Below are 16,408 nucleotides of genomic sequence, written 5' to 3' on the forward strand. Positions count from 1 at the left end.
TATAAGCGTGCAACTTTATTCTGTGACGTCTAGATAGCTTGCAACAGTCGGGCGGGTCCATATAAGCGGTTTGCATCCGCGACAAGGCACTGGAAATAGCATGATACTTCCCATTGTCATCAATGGCTGGCTAGCTCGTCGCTGAAAGGATTCAGCTCCCATAAAGCATGCCAGGCCTGTTGGATTTAAACCCAATCTAGACTCGTTTTAAGGCGATCCGCTTACGCTTCACATCCACTTCTAACACTTCCACTTTAATCACTTCTCCCACACGAACTTCATCACGGGGGTCTTTGACAAATCGATCCGCTAGCTGGGAAATATGCACCAAACCATCCTGGTGAACGCCGATATCAACAAAAGCACCAAATGCAGCGACGTTTGTCACGACGCCTTCCAAGCGCATGCCTTCCTGTAAATCGGCTACCTCAGAGACACTGTCATCAAATTGAGCATAATGGAATTCAGGACGTGGATCCCTGCCAGGCTTAGCTAACTCGGACAAAATATCTTGATAGGTGTAAGCCAAGGCATCATTAGATTGAGTCACTAGCTTGAGTTGGGATAAGGCACCTTGATTACCAATTAGATTGGCGACTTCTAGGCGCAATTTAGCGGCCATCTCCTGCACGATAGAATAAGATTCCGGATGAACGGAGGAAGCATCCAACGGCTCTTTTCCTCCACGGATGCGCAAAAAGCCCGCGCACTGTTCAAAGGCCTTATCGCCAATGCCTTTTACTTTTTTGATCTGAGCACGGCTAGTAAAACCGCCTAGCTGCTCACGCATTTCAATCAGGTTTTGGGCTAGACGCTCTGTCAGGCCAGAGACATAGGTCAGTAGCGAAACCGATGCTAAGTTAACGTCTACCCCAACGGCATTCACACAGTCCTCGACCACGTCACCGAGGGCTTGGCTCAATCGATTGGCCTTTACGTCATTCTGATATTGCCCCACACCAATAGCTTGTGGATCAATCTTCACCAGCTCTGCTAAGGGATCCTGAAACCGTCTTGCAATGGATACCGCCCCACGGATGGTGACATCTAATTCTGGGAACTCTTGAATGGCCTCTTTTGAAGCTGAGTAAACCGAGGCCCCTGCTTCAGATACAATGACGCACTGACAACTAAGGTTAGCCTCCTTTATCAATTGTTTCGCCAGCACTTCGGTTTCCCGAGAGGCGGTACCATTGCCGATAACGACCCAATCTATGTTTAATCGCTTAATTGCTCGGGCAAGTTGCTCTTTAGCGTCTTGGGATCGGTTTTGCGGTGGATGGGGATAAACGACCCCTGACTCTAAATAGCGTCCATTTTCGTCGACAGCGGCCCATTTAACGCCATTACGAAAACCTGGATCCAAAGCAAGGGTACGTTTAGCCCCTGCAGGAGCTGCCATGAGCAAGTCTTTTAAATTAGATTGGAAGACTTGTATCGCACTTTCCTCAGCTTTTTCTTTCAATTCCGCCAATATATCTGTTTCAATTTTTGGCAGTATCTTTTCTTGCCAAGCTTGATTTAACCAATTGATTTTTTCTTTACTGGGAGAGCGCTCTTTTGACTCAGGAAACCCAACAGGCATCATCAGTGAAGAGTTATGTAATAAATATGGGGCTTCTTTTTGTCCACTAATAATATTCAACTTTAGTATGGCTTCTTTCTTTCCTCTAAATAGCGCCAACAAACGATGGGGAGGGATTTTCTTTAGTGACTCTGTGTACTCAAAGTAGTCTTGATATTTTTCACCAAGCTCTTTTTTGCCACGAATAACACCACTTACTAACTCCCCTTCTTTAAATAGCCAAAGCTTTGCCTGCTTAATAAGCCCTGTATTCTGACTCAGTCTTTCTAAAATAATGTCCCGAGCGCCTTCCATCGCGGCCGGGAAAGACACCGGCTGTTTGAACGCAGGAGACACCTTTGCATACAAGCTCTGAGCTTGCTTAGAGCCTTCACTCCAAAGCCCTAAGGCAAACTCCCATAGCCCCAACTCTATGGCGGCATCCGCTTTAGTCTTACGAGTCTTTTTATAAGGCGCATAAATATCTTCTAGTTCCGACTTAGTGTTCGCCAGAGAAAGAGCTTTAAACACATCTTTTGGTACATTTGGAAGATCAGATAATAATCCACTAATCGCATCTCTACGTTTTTCTAATTCAATTAGATAGTGCCAACGGGAATGAAAGTCTCTTAATGCTTCATCTGACATTCCACCTGTTAACTCTTTACGATACCGTGCAATGAAGGGCACAGTGGCCCCTTCATTGAAAAGCTGAATAACTTCTTTAACAATCGATATGGATATAGAAAGCTCAGATGAAAGAGTTTTTTCGATGGAATTATTACTGCTCATGAATTGTCTACCGAATATAAAAATTAGCACATTAAGGAAATATTTATTAATATTTAACCTGCGACTTGATTAAAGGTCAGCAAAGTTTGATATTAAAACAAGTTTTGCGATTCTATTTTCGCAAGCTTCATTACTAATCACTCAACACACAGACGAGAAAGGAAATCTTAACTGTGTTCGCATTTAGATGCGTTTCAGAAAATAGGGGAAACCATGAGCTTATTACAAGAGCTATCTGGAAACAAAGCCAAAGCACGCGCAGCAGCAAAAGAATTGACCGTTGCACAGTTAGAGAACCTTATCGAAGGCTTCAATAACGCTTTGATCAAAATGAAAGAAGACGAAGCGGCACGTCAAGCGCAGGAAGCAGAAAAAGCCCGCCAAGCAGAAGAGATCGCTAAACTTATTGAAAAGAGCGGCCTAACGCTTGAAGAGGTTGCTGCATTGAGCGCACCTCGCTCAAATCCTACTAAAGGAAAGATCGTTAAGCCTAAGTATCGAATCACTTGGAATGGTGAGACACACGAATGGAGTGGTCGTGGTCGTACGCCAAAAGTATTCCAAGAGTACTTTGATGCGGGTAACACTCGTGAAGCGGCTGAAATCTAAAGCAACTTCCACCATAAAAAAACCGGCTATTAAGCCGGTTTTTTTATGTTTCGAATCCGCTTAGATGAAACTCATGCCACTTTAGGCTTGCGCACCACAGCTAAAACGAGAGCTAGGAACAGTCCTAAGAACACGCCAGCCACAAGACCAAGTCCTGAGAATTTAATCAAGGACTTAATTTGAGACATAAAACCACTGGTGGTTTCGGGCTCACCATTCAGTGCATACAAGCTCGATGTTTGTCCCAAAATACGAGAGCTACGCAAAGCCACAATACGCTCGATAGCCCCTTTAGCTTCCATCAATTTCTCAGAAGAGTAAGCAATTTCTTGCTCGGCCCGCTCTACTGTAAATTTGCTCAGCTCCGTACTGCCTTGCTTGGAATACATTGCATAATTGCGCTCTAGGTTTTGAATGTCACTTTCGATTGATTCAGCCTGAAGTTTCATCTCAATTGAGCGATTTAGCATGGCTTGCTTAAATTTAGCGTCCGAAAGTTCATCACCAAGGCTCATTAGTTTTGACAGGAATTCATCACCGTATTGAACCGAACCAGCTGGAGAAGGACGACTTCCAGCTTGATCTAAAATAGATTTCGAGCTTTCTTGAGCAACATATTGACGATAAGCTTGATCAATTACCTCAGCACGACGACGGGCTTCATCTAATTGATCACGTCGGGCAATCAGCTCATTTAAAAGGTAGAACTTCGCATTTTCCGGGTCTTTGGCCACTGATGCAGCAGAAAACATTCGGCTCAACACATTCAGGTGGTACTCCTGCACATCACCTAATTGATTCGCTAAGGTAGACGCAGTGTGCCCTGTCTCTTTATCCGTCAACAATCTTGCAACAGCATCACTATTTAGGTTGGAGAGAATATCTTGAAGTGAATTCAAATAATCGGACAAATACCGGCTGATTACCAAGTACTCATAGTTTTCTAACAAGGACGCATCAAAGTCTAATGGTTTAACAGATACCAGATCCAATACACCATAGTTATCAATACTTTCGCGAGCCCATTGCTCAGGAATAGCGGTCACAATCTCATTCATTTTTTGTTCTGGGATTGCAGCTTCAGGCAAGGACAACATGATACGGGCAAAACGACGGCTCGCCGCTTGCAATTCACGAGTGTAATTACTGTTTAACTCGTTAATTTCCGCGGTCGTTAGATCTTGGCTTAGTAGGGATTTAAAACGCGCTTCGATAAACTCACGGTTTGTCGCAGATGGCGTAATGCTCACAGCATCCACAAAATCTCTTAAGCTAATATCATAATCAGCAATGTCTTGACTCTGATAGACAGCGTTTAAAACATTACTAGACACCAAATCATTAATAGAAAATGGCTGACCATTTGGGTATCGAGCATCCTGTACCCCATTAAAGCTAAAACGTACTTCCGCTGAAGAAGTGACATTACTTGGCGTGGCTGCCCATTTAACTAAAAATGCAATGCCGCCAATGGTAAAACCAAGCAGCGCAACTAAAACTACAACTAAACGTTTTTTCCATAAATTAGAAAACAGCTCGGCTAAGTCAATTTCATCGTTATCTCGGATTTGAGGGGTATGTTCCATTTCCGTCCTTTTGCCTCGTTTTATTACTTAAGTAAAAATTAAAACCATCGTAATGATATCCGTTTTTACTTGTGCTGTTTATATCTTTTTATAGATTAAATCCCAAACGCCATGACCTAATCGCTCACCACGTTGTTCGAATTTAGTTAGCGGACGCCAATCTGGACGAGGATGATAATGACCTTTACCCGCCACATTTTCGTAATTGTCTTGGGCTTCCATTACTTCCATCATATGTTCAGCATAAGGTTCCCAATCGGTTGCCATATGAAACACACCATCAGTTTTTAATATATTTCGAACTTGTTGAGCAAAAACGGGCTGAACAATACGACGTTTGTTGTGCTTTTTTTTATGCCAAGGATCAGGGAAGAATAATTGGAAAGTAGCCGCTTCACCTTGCGGCAAAGCATCAGCCATCACTTCAATGGCATCATGGCAATATACACGGATATTATTTATGCCAGCCTCTGCCGCCAACATCATCAGTTTTGCCACCCCAGGAGGATGTACTTCAATACCAATAAAGTCTTTTTCAGGCGCGTTCTTCGCCATTTCTACCAGGGAAGCCCCCATACCAAATCCGACTTCAATCACCACGTCCGATTGACGGCCAAACACTTCCTCGTAAACGATGCGGCCATTAGGCACTTCAAGGCCGTAAACCGCCCAATTGGCGTCATAGGCCTTTTGTTGTCCTTCCGTCATACGTCCACCACGTACCACGAAGCTGCGTATCGCACGTTTTTTTATGTCAGGGGCTGATGTATTTTGTTCGTCTTGCATGGGAATCCACAGTATCAGGTTCAAAAATTAGGCGCGTATGGTACTAAAAGCTCAAAAAAAAGTCTGTTAATTCGTAGGGGTCTGTTCGGACTTTATGAAAGACCGCACAATCCATCCCCAGCCAATTAAATATAGCACTCCACCAATAGGCGTAATGGCTCCTAGTATTCTCAGGTCTGTCAATGTCATCACCATTAAAGACCCAGAGAATAAAACGTTACCCATTAGAAAAAGTTTAGCGGACTGTAAAAAAGACGGCCGCCAACTTGCAGCCAATACAACAAATAACCCCGCGATAGAGTGATACATTAAATATTGGCAAGCCGTTTGCCACCACTCAATATTCTGCGGCGTCACCATGTGTTTAAGCCCATGGGCTCCGAATGCCCCCGCTGCGACGGCAATAAAAGCTTGTATAGCAACGATAGCTCCCCAACGGCACTGGAGAGAAGAAAACGAAAAAGACATATGAATAAAGGATTAGTTTAAGACGTTGATAAAGCCATTGCTGCCAACGGCATAATAAGTTTGACCTGCACCAAAGGCTAACGCCAAGACTGCCGCCCCCGTTGGCCGCAAAGCATCTTTCAAATGCAAATCCCAGGAGCGCTCCACATCACCGGTAATCGTGTTAACCAAATTCACCCTACGGTTTTGCTGACCGAGGAGAAGATGACGATGATCTGGAGAAAAAGTCGCCTGGCTAATGGTCACATTGCGAGATTGCAAAGCGCCTGTATCGATTTGCACCACCTCTCGTCCAGTCAAGGTTGACCAGACTTTAGCACTTCCAAGTTGGGCCGCCCCAAAAGCATAGGAGCCATCTTCAGATAACGACACGGTGGCAATGTTATTGTCTAGTTGCCAAGTAAACTTGGCCTCACCTGTCGCAAGGTCCCATAGGGTTACCCGATAAAGATCATCCCCAGTCAGGCCATAACGCCCATCGGGGGTCACATCTACAGAGCGCACCACAGCACCAGTGCGCAATGTCTGCAGAATGCCGCCATTCTTCACATCAAAATAACGTGCGGTTTGGTCGTCCATCCCGACCAAGGCAAAATCCCCGTTACGGGTTAATTTTAGAGCCTTCACATCTCCAGGAGTATTCCAAAACCCTAGGGATTCCCCTGTTACCGTGCTCCACAACACCATGGTGCGAGCACCACCCGTGGCCGCAAAATCACCACTAGGATCAATATCCACACTGACAAGAGGCGTATACTCCCCTTGCCTATGGTTCCAATTAAATACCCGCTGACCTTGTACGGTTTTCCAATAGCTGCCGCCATGCTGTATTGAGCTAATCACAGCTCCGGTACCGGTATCACTTAACGCGGCAGAATAGAGCCCTTGAACTGCTACTTCTTTGGTATCCGCAGGGCCTTCCGCTGAACAACCAACAAGGGTAATCGTAAACGCGTATACGGCGTATTTAAGCGCTTTGTTCACTGTGCGCTTCATGTAACTCTTCAATGAGTTGGTCCTCATAACCAAATCGCTCATCCATTACCAAACTTAAAGCTTGGAGAGCAAACGGCAGATCGACTAGAAGTTCATTACAATGAGCTTCTGTATCGTACTTATCTTGGAATTCCAATACGATTTCCGTATTGCTGTCGATTTCAGGCATTAGACGCTTAAAGCACTCTAACGCCGTATCGTCATGAAAATCGCGGGCCTCAAGAGCCAGCTGCTCATAGACTTCAAAGTGCCCCGTAGACACATAGTCTACCAGCAACTCACAGAAAGCTTGAATATTCGGAGTATCCGCAGGGGTAAATGAGGCCTTTTGGCGCAATTCATCCCAACTGATAATCAGACCTTTGCGCTGCTGTAGCCACCGATCAATGATCGAATGAACACCACCCCATCGCTCTTGCGCAGTTTTACAACGTTCTAGCATAGACTTGTCTCCTAACCGCGTATTTTAAACCAATGTCATTTTCACAATGCTTGGTTTTTAGCATATTCCCTTCAACTACCCCCTGCAAGATAAAGCCCTCTTGCTTTTGTAACCAAGAGAGCAACTTGTGTAACGGCTTGCATCTGAGATTATTTTGCTTTTAGCGCAATACCTAAATTCACAGCGCCCATGGCAACGAAGGCAACTAAGGTCCAACCAGGAATACTTAAACCTAAAAAGGTCCAAACCACATCGCCACATTCTCCAGTCCCCATAATCATGGCTTGCAGGATTTCTTGCCATGGAAAGACCTCAAACATATAGCTCAATCCCGGCAAGCATGCGGGTAATTCATCCGCTGGAAGATTCTGCAAATACAAATGACGAACCGCTAACGCCGCACCCAAAACAGAGAATAAGATAATCGGCCACGCCATTTTACGGTGCCAAGAAATTTTGCCCCGAACCGCCGAAATAAGCGCAAACACACCAATCATAAAAAACATGATGCGCTGGAACATACATAAAGGACATGGTTCAAGCCCCATTTGATATTCCATATAAAAAGCCACACCCAATAATCCAAATGCGGCAATTGCGACCAATCCGTGAAAACGACGAGGGGTTAAAAAAGATAGCATGCAGGAACTTTCCTTAAAACGAGTTAAACTAATATCCAGTTTTTAGCTAGACAATAGAAACCACATAAAGTGCGATACACTACTGACAACTGTTTGCAATGACAGGTAGTATACCGAGTAACGATACGATTTCGAGAGAGTAAACATGACGTTCGATTTGCTATTAGGGAAAAAGCATTTTTTCGCTGCTTTAATGGTTATTATTGCAAGTGCCCTAACACCTGCCTTGGCAGAAGATGAACCAGCGATTGCAGCGCCTACTTATATTGAGCTCACCCCTGACTTCATCGTAAATTACGCGGCAACAGGATCTCGCCTGTCTTACATCAAAACCAAGATTAGCTTGCGATCTGATACCGCCCGAGAAGGCGCCATTCTAGCCAACATGCCGTTAGTACGAGACGCTATAGTAATGTTCCTAAGCTCCCGCACCAAAGAACAAGTCACAGGAGCGATTGCTCGAGAACAAACTCGAGAAGAGGCTAAAGTCGCCGTCAATAACGCGCTGAAAGACGAAACCGGCACAGAGCCTGTGGTGGACGTTTTATTTTCTAGCTTTGTGACCCAATAACACCCTCGTTAAAACATAAAAAAGCCCTGCTTTCCCAGCAGGGCTTTTTTGTTTTTTAAACTCAGAGAGATTTAAAGCTCTTGGATATCATTTGGATCCACATACCCTTGTAATCGATCCGTTGGCTCGTTATTAAAAAACTTATCCATCTGCTCCATTAGATATTTACGGGTATCAGGCTGCATCAGGTTGAGATGCTTTTCATTAATAATCATGGTTTGAAGTGCTTGCCACTCTAACCAAGCCTGTTTTGATACATTGGCCAATATTTCTTGGCCTTTTGCACCAGGTAGAGGAGCCCGTTCTAGACCTTCCATTTCTTTCTGAAACTTTTTACAAAATACTGTATTCGGCATGTGAGCCTCTTTCGCTAAACATCATGATTCATTGTTTATGGCGATGATTTGTGATTCTTCAAGCGTTACCGAAACCCAATTAAACAAGAGATGCTGTAATAGCCCCCACCAAGAACACCGAAATCACTTGCCATATGGCCGGTTTAAAACGCTGCAGCCAAACAAAAGCAACTCCCACCACTGGTATTTGCCAATAGGCCGTCACACTGGCAGGGATAATGGGAAACACCAAGGTTGCCACCAATAACCCCACTACCGCTGCGTTAACATACTTAATGGCATTCAGGGCTCGGGGGTAGCGGGAAAAGAACCGCCAGTAGGATTGCCCTACTAACATCAACAAAAGCCCTGGCAAAAAGATGGCCAAAGTCGCCGTAAGTGCCCAAAGGATACTTTGACCTGCTGGCGCAGAGATCGCACCTAAATACGTGGCAATGGTAAACATGGGGCCGGGCACGGCTTGGGCTGCCGCGTAGCCCGTTAATACTTGGGAGGTAGACACATCACTGGAGACAAACTCATTAATGAGTGGCAACACCACATGACCACCACCAAAGACAAAACTGCCTGACTGGTAGAACTCCGCCATCATTCCCAATACACCATTATCTTTAACCAATGTGCTGAGCCCCAACAAAGCAAAAAACAAGAGCAATAACAGGTTTGCAGGTTTTAAAGAGGTCGCGGTCTGAGCCTCTAATGGTGCTCTTTGGGAAGACGGTAATAACGCACCGAGCAACACGGCGGCCAAAACAAGATACAGGCCAGCCAAGCCAAACGGCCAAACCAACACAAAGGCACCACCAAACAAGGCTGCTATTTTTAGCGGCCATGAGGTGCAGAATGAACGGTACATGCCTATTGCGGCATCCGCCACGATCACAACAGCCATCAACTTCAGGGCTGACACCACGTTGCCAAACCACTGGGCCTCAACAAACAGCGCCCCAAACATGGCAAACAGGCACATCAAGATCACAGATGGCAAGGTGAAACCAACAAATGCCGCCACCCCTCCCATTATACCGGCTTGGTGATGACCAATGGCAAAGCCCACTTGACTCGAACCAGGTCCAGGCATCACTTGGCTTATGGCAATCCATTGGGCATATTGGGCTTCATCCACCCACTTTAAGCGTTCCACAAAATGCTGCCGAAAATACCCCAGGTGCGCTGCGGGGCCTCCGAAACTTGTACAGCCTAATAAAAAGAATGTTTTAAATAGAGTCCAAATCATTGCGCTCTCAAATTGGCAGGTTAGAGTTCCAATAGGGTTTGGGTACCACTTTGACCCTGGGCACTTTCTAAAATAGTACGCACTGGGGCGGGCAAACCAAGCTCATAGGCGTGCTCTAAGGAGAACCATTGATACTTTTGCTCTTCACTCACCGCTTGTGTCGCCTTCACGTCCAGTTGATAGGGCACAATGTCTAAATGGTAATGACTAAAGGTATGACGGAAAGATGACAAGCTTGTGACGGACTGCACCTGAACCGGTAAACGTTGCTCGGTCAGTTGCACTAGGTCATCTTCAAGAGATAACTCAGGTAAGCTCCATAATCCGCCCCAAATCCCAGTGGCAGGACGCTTCTCCAGCAATACCTGTGGCGTCTCCTGATGCGTGTCTAATAGCACAAGCATTTGTGTGGCTCGCACCGGTTTGGCTGGTTTCTTGGGCTTTGACTTGGGGAAGTCTGTGGGGGCCCCTGAGGCTAAGGCGTCACAATCATCCTGCACAGGGCAACGTTCGCAACTAGGCTTGGAACGGGTACAGAGGGTTGCTCCTAGATCCATCATGGCTTGGGTGTAGTCCCCTGCTCTATCCGTAGGCGTGTAGCTTTCTGCCAACTGCCACATTGCCGCTTCGGTTTTACGTTCACCGGGCCAAGTAGGCACTGCATGAAAGCGCCCCAATACTCGCTTTACGTTACCATCTAATATGGCCAATGGCTCGCCACGAGAAATGGATAAAATCGCAGCAGCGGTGGAGCGACCAATACCGGGTAGCTCACACACGCCCTCTTGGCTTGCCGGAAACTCCCCATTCCAGTCATTCACCAACACCTGTGCCGCCTTGTGCATGTTACGTGCGCGAGCGTAGTAGCCCAAGCCGCTCCAGTGGGCCAAGACATCATCTTGGGGAGCATCAGCTAAGGCAAACACATCGGGAAAACGCGCCATAAAGCGTTCGTAATAAGGGATCACCGTCATTACCTGAGTTTGCTGCAGCATGATTTCAGAGATCCACACTCGGTAAGGGGTTTTGTTCTGTTGCCAGGGAAGGTGCTTGCGCCCGTGCTGGTCAAACCAAGCCAGCACACGGGACGCGAAGTGTTCTTTTGGGGTCATTAAGGTCGTCTATATGGTTACTAAAACAGGTCTTTGAGCTTGCCCTTTAGCTTCTCTTTTAAGGCTTCTTCTTCAGCCTCTTTTTTGGCTTCCAGCTCAGCTTTTAGACGTGCTTTTTCTGCTTCAATTTTGGCTTCAACACGCGCTTTTTCTTCCGCTAATTTGGCGGCAGCACGGGCCTTTTCTTCGGCTAGTTTAGTATTCAACTCCGCCTTAGCCATGTCTGCAAAGATGTTAGCAAATCCCCCTAAGTCAGGTCGACATAAGCCTGCCGGATCATCTGAGAATTTGCCTTTACAAACAATCGGGAAAGCAAGATTAGAAACATAGTCCTTAACCGCACAACTTTCATCAAGTTGGCTTCCTGAGACGGCTACGTTGGTGCGGTAGTCCAAGCTGCTATCAGGTAAGGAAACAACGCCATCACCGGTAACACTCAACCCCGCTGCTGAGATTTTTAAACCTGGGGTCGACACCTTACCGTTAACGATTTTGGCAGGAAACTTCATAGTTTCAAATGGAGTATCATTGCTGTAGGCACTGGCGTTTAGCTGGCGAGAGCGAGAGGCAGCGATGCCCTCACAAACACTCTTCGTTAGATTCATCCCGACTAGAGCGCCTTTTTCGATGGTCACCAGCAAGTCGCCATTTAGGTTTGCCATAAAAGCGTCCACTTGGTTGCCAGAGGTCGTGATATCACCATTCAGATAAGTAGCACCGGCAATCTTATCAAGGTCCATAAAGTCCTGTAATAAAGGCTGTATTTGCACGCCATCTATCTTTGGAGATACCTTGATCTTAGGCGTCGCTCCTGTGGCATCTAGCTCAGCATTAACTGCCGCCGAGCCGTCGTACAAGTTTACTTGTGCGGGTGCGATGGAAACTTTGCCATTGGCTTGTGTGGAATCAAGCTCTATACGATCGATGTTTAGGTTTTTCACTTTTAAGGTATCAAACGCTAGGCCAAGATGGCCATTTAGAGACCTCACAAGTTCCACTGGAATCAAATCTCCAACGGCCTCAGCTGCTTGCTCTTCTGAGGTAGGCGTCGCAGCCACTTCCTCTTCTTCCACTGGTGGTGGCAAATAGCGATCTAGATCCAGATTCGCCCCCGCCAAGGTAATGTCCCAACTTAAAGGCGCAAGATTCACGAGTGCATTGGCCTCAAGGGTTGTTTCATCTAGCTTAATGGAAATAGGCTGGGCAGTGATGCGCTCCAAGGAGCCCTGTGCTGCCACACTCAAAGAAGCTGACTGCAGCACACTGTCATCAGCTATTTCCGGTAAAGCAATATCCAATTTGTTCAGCACTTCTTTGGGTGAGAACTCAGCAATATCCGTCACAATGGAAAACTCGGGGTCGGACAATACTTGGAAAGCTCGCACCTGTGCGGTTAGGTTCATGCCAAGTGTCTGCAATGCCAACCCATCGATGACGGCGTTTTCTTGGGGGATATCAAAGTCCAACTGAGAAATATTCAGGCGACTGTCCAAAGGTGACACTGGCAGGCTATCGCCTGTGATCTTGCTATTCAGGGCAATGTTTTCGAAGGAAACCGCTTGGCGCTCGGCAAACAAGGTAAAGTTAGCACCGAAGTCTATTTCAGCCGTCAAAGGATTGGAGCCATCCAGCGCAGATTGAGTAATAGTGGCATCCATACGCATGGGCCAAGCCTGGTCGAGTCTCACATCCGTAAAGGTGACATTCGAGACCATATTGGCTTTCATGTTGGCACTGGCGTCTTGGTAATTAATTTGGGCGTTCACAATGGACAATTCATCCAATGCGATCTCAGGAAGGGTAAAACCAGACTCCGTCTCTCCTGACTCAGTGTCAGTACTGCCAGTAGCCGTGTCATTCGATGTGGAGGCTGGTGCCTCACCAGCCGGTGCCCCAGAGGCTTCTACCTGCCAGTTTGCCTGACCTTGCTCATCGACACGTAAATCGGCCTTGAGGTCCTCCAAGCGCACATTGTCTACTTCGATACGACGCTGAAATAAGGGCATAACCGCCACACCAAACTCCGCTTTGGAAAAGCTCAACAACTCAGGTTCAGAGCCTAGGGCCAAACCTATATCTTCTAAACTCAAGCCAAACCTTGGGAAGAATGACCAGCTGATGTCGCCATCCATGCGCAGGGTCACGTTCGCTTTTTCTTTAGCAACTTGCTGTAGCTCACCTTTGAACTGATTAGGATCCACAAACATAACTACGTACGCTACTGCGAGAGCCAACAAAACAATTAACGCTGCTAAAAGCATTCCTAAGCGTTTTACCCAAACCATATCCATTCCAACCTTTCAAAAGAAGTGTGTTTGACCTTCGTCCCATGATAGCACCTCTATGGTTTTTTTCGATCCATGTAAACTGCACGGAAAACCATAGAAGCGAAGCGCGCCACGCTTTATAATAACGTTCAAATTCTATTTTTCTGGGTGAAAGCCTGATTCAAAAAAGCGGAGAGTCCCTTCCATGTCCAACCGGATTGCAACTGTTGAGCGCAACACGCTTGAGACGCAAATTAAAGTAACTGTGAACCTAGATGGCACAGGCAAATTTAACTGCGAAACTGGTGTTCCTTTTCTTGACCACATGCTAGATCAAGTCGCCCGCCATGGCTTGATAGACCTTGATATTCATGCGGTTGGCGACTTACACATAGACGCGCATCACACGGTTGAAGACTTAGGGATTACCTTAGGGCAAGCGTTCGAAAAAGCCGTAGGCGACAAGAAAGGTATTCGCCGTTACGGCCACGCCTATGTGCCACTAGACGAAGCCCTTTCTCGTGTTGTTATCGACTTCTCTGGTCGCCCTGGACTTGAGATGCACGTACCTTTCACACGAGCATCAGTGGGCGGCTTTGATGTCGATTTATTTTCAGAGTTTTTCCACGGTTTTATCAATCATGCGAAGGTAACTTTACACTTAGACAACCTGCGCGGTAAGAACACCCACCACCAAGCCGAAACAATTTTCAAAGCCTTCGGCCGTGCCCTTCGTATGGCACTGGAAGTGGATGAGCGCATGGCAGGGCAAATGCCATCGACAAAAGGCTGTTTGTAATCAAGTCTCCTTGTAATAGGACCAAGCGTTTATGAGTAATGCAAAATCTACTGTTGCAGTCATCGATTATGGCATGGGCAATCTACACTCTGTTGCCAAAGCCCTTGAACATGTGGCGGATGACAACACCCAAATCATAGTCACCAGTGACCCTGCTGTGATCGACAATGCTGACCGTGTTTTGTTACCAGGTGTGGGCGCCATTCGTGATTGCGTTGGCGAAATGCACAAGCAAGGCCTAGTGCCTTCCATTCGCAAAGCCATGGCAGAAAAGCCTTTTCTTGCCATCTGTGTTGGCATTCAATCATTAATGGCACACAGCGAAGAAAACGGCGGCGTGGACTGTTTGAACCACTTCGACGGCAATGCCCTGTTCTTCGGTGAAAACCATAAAGATGTGGATGGCACTAAGCTCAAAGTTCCGCACATGGGCTGGAACCAAGTGACACAAACCATCAAGCACCCTCTTTGGCAAGACATTGAAGACGGCGCCCGTTTCTACTTTGTTCACAGCTTCTATGTGGTGGCTGGCCATCAAGAAGAAGTCGCCGGAACCTGCAACTATGGCCACGACTTCTGTGTGGCACTGGCAAGGGATAACGTCTTCGCCGTACAGTTCCACCCAGAGAAAAGCCACAAAGACGGTTTGCAACTTTACAAAAACTTCATCCATTGGGATGGCAAGCCTTAGTCCACTGCATAGGAAAGTAAAATGGGATTAGCTAAACGTATTATTCCGTGCCTAGACGTGGACAATGGCCGCGTTGTAAAAGGTGTTCAGTTCGTCGACATCCGTGATGCGGGCGATCCAGTTGAAGTAGCAAAACGCTACAACGAGCAAGGTGCGGACGAGATCACCTTCTTAGACATTACCGCCAGCTCTGATGACCGAGAAACCACGGTTCACATGGTAGAAGCTATTGCTGCAGAGGTTTTCATCCCCCTAACAGTCGGTGGAGGCATCCGCACCTGTGACGACATCCGTCGTATGTTAAACGCTGGTGCTGACAAAGTAGGGATCAACACTGCAGCGGTATTTAATCCGGACTTTGTGCGCGAAGCCGCTGAGCGTTTTGGCTCCCAGTGCATCGTTGTTGCCATTGATGCGAAAAAAGTCAGTGCCGAAGGGGAACCAGACAAATGGGAAATTTTCACCCATGGTGGCCGTAAACCAACCGGGCTAGACGCCGTCGAATGGGCGAAGAAAATGGTGGACTACGGCGCTGGCGAGATCTTGCTAACCAGCATGGACAGAGACGGCACTAAAAATGGCTTTGACCTTGGCGTCACTCGCGCCATCAGCGAAGCGGTACACGTGCCGGTGATCGCCTCTGGCGGCGTAGGTAACCTACAGCACTTGGTTGACGGTGTCACTGAAGGCAAAGCTGACGCTGTCTTGGCTGCGAGCATTTTCCACTTTGGCGAATACTCCATTCAAGAAGCTAAAGAGACCATGCAAGCCGCAGGTATTGAAATGCGTTTGTAAACGCCACACGCATAATAAAAAAGCGGCCCTATGTGAGCCGCTTTTTTTGTTTTTGCTTTTTACATCAAACAACTGGTCCGTTAGTTTGACGCCAGTTGCTTTTGAATCGCTTCAGCGATCTCTTCTGACTTGGAATCGTGGTAGAGGTATTGCTTGATCTCGTTGTCTTTGCCGATCAAGTAAACACGAGCACTGTGGCTGACGGTGTAGTTAGCTTCCGTATCATCGCCCTTTTCGATTCGGTAAAAGGCACCATATTGGCGAACCACTTGGTCGATTTGCTCTTTCGTACCGGTCAAGCCAACAAAGTTAGGGTCAAAGAAACTAACGTATTGATTAAGATGATCAGGGGTGTCACGTTCTGGATCCACACTGACAAATACCGTTTGTACTTGCCCCCGTACATCCTCAGGTAGTTGTTTTAGGGCCACTTTCACATTAGCCATGGTCAGTGGGCACACATCAGGACAGTGGGTATAGCCAAAAAACAACAACTTCAGCTTACCGTCGAAGTCACTTAAGGACACGGTTCCCGTATTATCTTGTAACGTAAAATCACCTCCAAGCTTACCCGGGGTCGCGCCGGAATTGGACGTTTTTTGCATGGCTAATAAAGTTCCCACTATTGCCAAGATGACCAGCATACCTAGGAGAACAATTGGTTTTAATTTCATGAAGCAGCCCTAAATGTAAAAT

The 16,408-nt window shown here is 46.7% G+C and carries 17 protein-coding genes; 5 read left to right on the forward strand and 12 right to left on the reverse strand.

The window, feature by feature from the left end; translation table 11 throughout:
• Positions 1-196: 196 nt before the first annotated feature.
• Positions 197-2,356: a Tex family protein gene (locus tag ACFQ45_RS07970; protein WP_377366480.1), complete on the reverse strand. Its 2,160-nt coding sequence runs from the start codon at positions 2,354-2,356 to the stop codon at positions 197-199.
• A gap of 213 nt (positions 2,357-2,569) precedes the next feature.
• On the opposite strand from ACFQ45_RS07970, the gene ACFQ45_RS07975 reads away from it, so the two are divergent.
• Positions 2,570-2,965, forward strand: coding sequence for an H-NS histone family protein (locus ACFQ45_RS07975; RefSeq protein ID WP_377366481.1), 396 nt, complete (start codon positions 2,570-2,572; stop codon positions 2,963-2,965).
• A 71-nt stretch (positions 2,966-3,036) separates the two neighbouring features.
• Here the strand turns inward: ACFQ45_RS07975 and ACFQ45_RS07980 are convergent, their stop codons facing one another.
• The 6 genes from ACFQ45_RS07980 to ACFQ45_RS08005 form a co-directional block, all read right to left on the reverse strand.
• The gene (locus tag ACFQ45_RS07980) at positions 3,037-4,551 is read right to left on the reverse strand and encodes a Wzz/FepE/Etk N-terminal domain-containing protein (RefSeq protein ID WP_377366482.1); all 1,515 of its coding nucleotides are present in this window, start codon (positions 4,549-4,551) and stop codon (positions 3,037-3,039) included.
• Positions 4,552-4,629: 78 nt separating this feature from the next.
• The gene (gene trmB, locus ACFQ45_RS07985) at positions 4,630-5,337 is read right to left on the reverse strand and encodes a tRNA (guanosine(46)-N7)-methyltransferase TrmB (protein WP_377366483.1); all 708 of its coding nucleotides are present in this window, start codon (positions 5,335-5,337) and stop codon (positions 4,630-4,632) included.
• Between the two features lie 66 nt (positions 5,338-5,403).
• Complete coding sequence (locus ACFQ45_RS07990) at positions 5,404-5,805, reverse strand: DUF423 domain-containing protein (RefSeq protein WP_377366484.1); 402 nt, start codon at positions 5,803-5,805, stop codon at positions 5,404-5,406.
• 12 nt (positions 5,806-5,817) lie between these two features.
• Positions 5,818-6,801 (reverse strand): WD40 repeat domain-containing protein, encoded by a 984-nt coding sequence (locus tag ACFQ45_RS07995; RefSeq protein WP_377366485.1) that lies wholly within the window; start codon positions 6,799-6,801, stop codon positions 5,818-5,820.
• Positions 6,773-7,243 carry a sigma D regulator gene (gene rsd / locus ACFQ45_RS08000; protein WP_377366486.1) on the reverse strand — a complete coding sequence of 157 codons (471 nt, stop codon included), beginning with the start codon at positions 7,241-7,243 and terminating at the stop codon, positions 6,773-6,775. The genes ACFQ45_RS07995 and rsd overlap by 29 nt, the downstream gene beginning before the upstream one ends.
• Before the next feature lie 149 nt (positions 7,244-7,392).
• Positions 7,393-7,884, reverse strand: a complete 492-nt coding sequence (locus ACFQ45_RS08005) for a disulfide bond formation protein B (RefSeq protein WP_377366487.1) — start codon at positions 7,882-7,884, stop codon at positions 7,393-7,395.
• A gap of 145 nt (positions 7,885-8,029) precedes the next feature.
• Between ACFQ45_RS08005 and ACFQ45_RS08010 the strand changes: the two genes are divergently transcribed.
• Positions 8,030-8,455 (forward strand): flagellar basal body-associated FliL family protein, encoded by a 426-nt coding sequence (locus ACFQ45_RS08010; protein ID WP_377366488.1) that lies wholly within the window; start codon positions 8,030-8,032, stop codon positions 8,453-8,455.
• Positions 8,456-8,526: 71 nt separating this feature from the next.
• Here ACFQ45_RS08010 and ACFQ45_RS08015 read toward each other — a convergent pair whose 3' ends face one another.
• The 4 genes from ACFQ45_RS08015 to ACFQ45_RS08030 form a co-directional block, all read right to left on the reverse strand.
• Positions 8,527-8,811 carry an oxidative damage protection protein gene (locus ACFQ45_RS08015; protein ID WP_377366489.1) on the reverse strand — a complete coding sequence of 95 codons (285 nt, stop codon included), beginning with the start codon at positions 8,809-8,811 and terminating at the stop codon, positions 8,527-8,529.
• Between the two features lie 79 nt (positions 8,812-8,890).
• Entirely contained in the window at positions 8,891-10,048 is a 1,158-nt protein-coding gene (gene chrA, locus ACFQ45_RS08020) for a chromate efflux transporter (protein WP_377366490.1), read from the reverse strand.
• A 20-nt stretch (positions 10,049-10,068) separates the two neighbouring features.
• The gene (gene mutY / locus ACFQ45_RS08025) at positions 10,069-11,160 is read right to left on the reverse strand and encodes an A/G-specific adenine glycosylase (RefSeq protein WP_377366491.1); all 1,092 of its coding nucleotides are present in this window, start codon (positions 11,158-11,160) and stop codon (positions 10,069-10,071) included.
• Between the two features lie 20 nt (positions 11,161-11,180).
• Positions 11,181-13,445: an AsmA family protein gene (locus ACFQ45_RS08030; RefSeq protein WP_377366492.1), complete on the reverse strand. Its 2,265-nt coding sequence runs from the start codon at positions 13,443-13,445 to the stop codon at positions 11,181-11,183.
• Between the two features lie 187 nt (positions 13,446-13,632).
• Between ACFQ45_RS08030 and hisB the strand changes: the two genes are divergently transcribed.
• The 3 genes from hisB to hisF are packed head-to-tail and all read left to right on the forward strand — an operon-like array spanning position 13,633 to position 15,712.
• Positions 13,633-14,226 (forward strand): imidazoleglycerol-phosphate dehydratase HisB, encoded by a 594-nt coding sequence (hisB, locus tag ACFQ45_RS08035; RefSeq protein WP_377366493.1) that lies wholly within the window; start codon positions 13,633-13,635, stop codon positions 14,224-14,226.
• 31 nt (positions 14,227-14,257) lie between these two features.
• On the forward strand, positions 14,258-14,917 hold the full coding sequence (gene hisH, locus ACFQ45_RS08040) for an imidazole glycerol phosphate synthase subunit HisH (RefSeq protein ID WP_377366494.1): 660 nt from the start codon (positions 14,258-14,260) through the stop codon (positions 14,915-14,917).
• Positions 14,918-14,938: 21 nt separating this feature from the next.
• Positions 14,939-15,712 (forward strand): imidazole glycerol phosphate synthase subunit HisF, encoded by a 774-nt coding sequence (gene hisF, locus ACFQ45_RS08045; RefSeq protein WP_377366495.1) that lies wholly within the window; start codon positions 14,939-14,941, stop codon positions 15,710-15,712.
• A gap of 80 nt (positions 15,713-15,792) precedes the next feature.
• On the opposite strand, the gene ACFQ45_RS08050 is transcribed toward hisF, so the two are convergent.
• On the reverse strand, positions 15,793-16,386 hold the full coding sequence (locus ACFQ45_RS08050) for an SCO family protein (RefSeq protein ID WP_377366496.1): 594 nt from the start codon (positions 16,384-16,386) through the stop codon (positions 15,793-15,795).
• Positions 16,387-16,408: the final 22 nt, after the last annotated feature.

It is taken from the genome of Rhodanobacter aciditrophus, assembly GCF_042679525.1.
In the GTDB taxonomy this organism is placed as follows: domain Bacteria; phylum Pseudomonadota; class Gammaproteobacteria; order Pseudomonadales; family Marinomonadaceae; genus Marinomonas; species Marinomonas aciditrophus.

Excerpts from the sequence above, each read along its gene's own strand:
- ACFQ45_RS07970 (WP_377366480.1), bottom strand. The coding sequence starts at position 2,356 with ATGAGCAGTAATAATTCCATCGAAAAAACTCTTTCATCTGAGCTTTCT.
- ACFQ45_RS07975 (WP_377366481.1), top strand. The coding sequence starts at position 2,570 with ATGAGCTTATTACAAGAGCTATCTGGAAACAAAGCCAAAGCACGCGCA.
- ACFQ45_RS07980 (WP_377366482.1), bottom strand. The coding sequence starts at position 4,551 with ATGGAACATACCCCTCAAATCCGAGATAACGATGAAATTGACTTAGCC.
- trmB (WP_377366483.1), bottom strand. The coding sequence starts at position 5,337 with ATGCAAGACGAACAAAATACATCAGCCCCTGACATAAAAAAACGTGCG.
- ACFQ45_RS07990 (WP_377366484.1), bottom strand. The coding sequence starts at position 5,805 with ATGTCTTTTTCGTTTTCTTCTCTCCAGTGCCGTTGGGGAGCTATCGTT.
- ACFQ45_RS07995 (WP_377366485.1), bottom strand. The coding sequence starts at position 6,801 with ATGAAGCGCACAGTGAACAAAGCGCTTAAATACGCCGTATACGCGTTT.
- rsd (WP_377366486.1), bottom strand. The coding sequence starts at position 7,243 with ATGCTAGAACGTTGTAAAACTGCGCAAGAGCGATGGGGTGGTGTTCAT.
- ACFQ45_RS08005 (WP_377366487.1), bottom strand. The coding sequence starts at position 7,884 with ATGCTATCTTTTTTAACCCCTCGTCGTTTTCACGGATTGGTCGCAATT.
- ACFQ45_RS08010 (WP_377366488.1), top strand. The coding sequence starts at position 8,030 with ATGACGTTCGATTTGCTATTAGGGAAAAAGCATTTTTTCGCTGCTTTA.
- ACFQ45_RS08015 (WP_377366489.1), bottom strand. The coding sequence starts at position 8,811 with ATGCCGAATACAGTATTTTGTAAAAAGTTTCAGAAAGAAATGGAAGGT.
- chrA (WP_377366490.1), bottom strand. The coding sequence starts at position 10,048 with ATGATTTGGACTCTATTTAAAACATTCTTTTTATTAGGCTGTACAAGT.
- mutY (WP_377366491.1), bottom strand. The coding sequence starts at position 11,160 with ATGACCCCAAAAGAACACTTCGCGTCCCGTGTGCTGGCTTGGTTTGAC.
- ACFQ45_RS08030 (WP_377366492.1), bottom strand. The coding sequence starts at position 13,445 with ATGGTTTGGGTAAAACGCTTAGGAATGCTTTTAGCAGCGTTAATTGTT.
- hisB (WP_377366493.1), top strand. The coding sequence starts at position 13,633 with ATGTCCAACCGGATTGCAACTGTTGAGCGCAACACGCTTGAGACGCAA.
- hisH (WP_377366494.1), top strand. The coding sequence starts at position 14,258 with ATGAGTAATGCAAAATCTACTGTTGCAGTCATCGATTATGGCATGGGC.
- hisF (WP_377366495.1), top strand. The coding sequence starts at position 14,939 with ATGGGATTAGCTAAACGTATTATTCCGTGCCTAGACGTGGACAATGGC.
- ACFQ45_RS08050 (WP_377366496.1), bottom strand. The coding sequence starts at position 16,386 with ATGAAATTAAAACCAATTGTTCTCCTAGGTATGCTGGTCATCTTGGCA.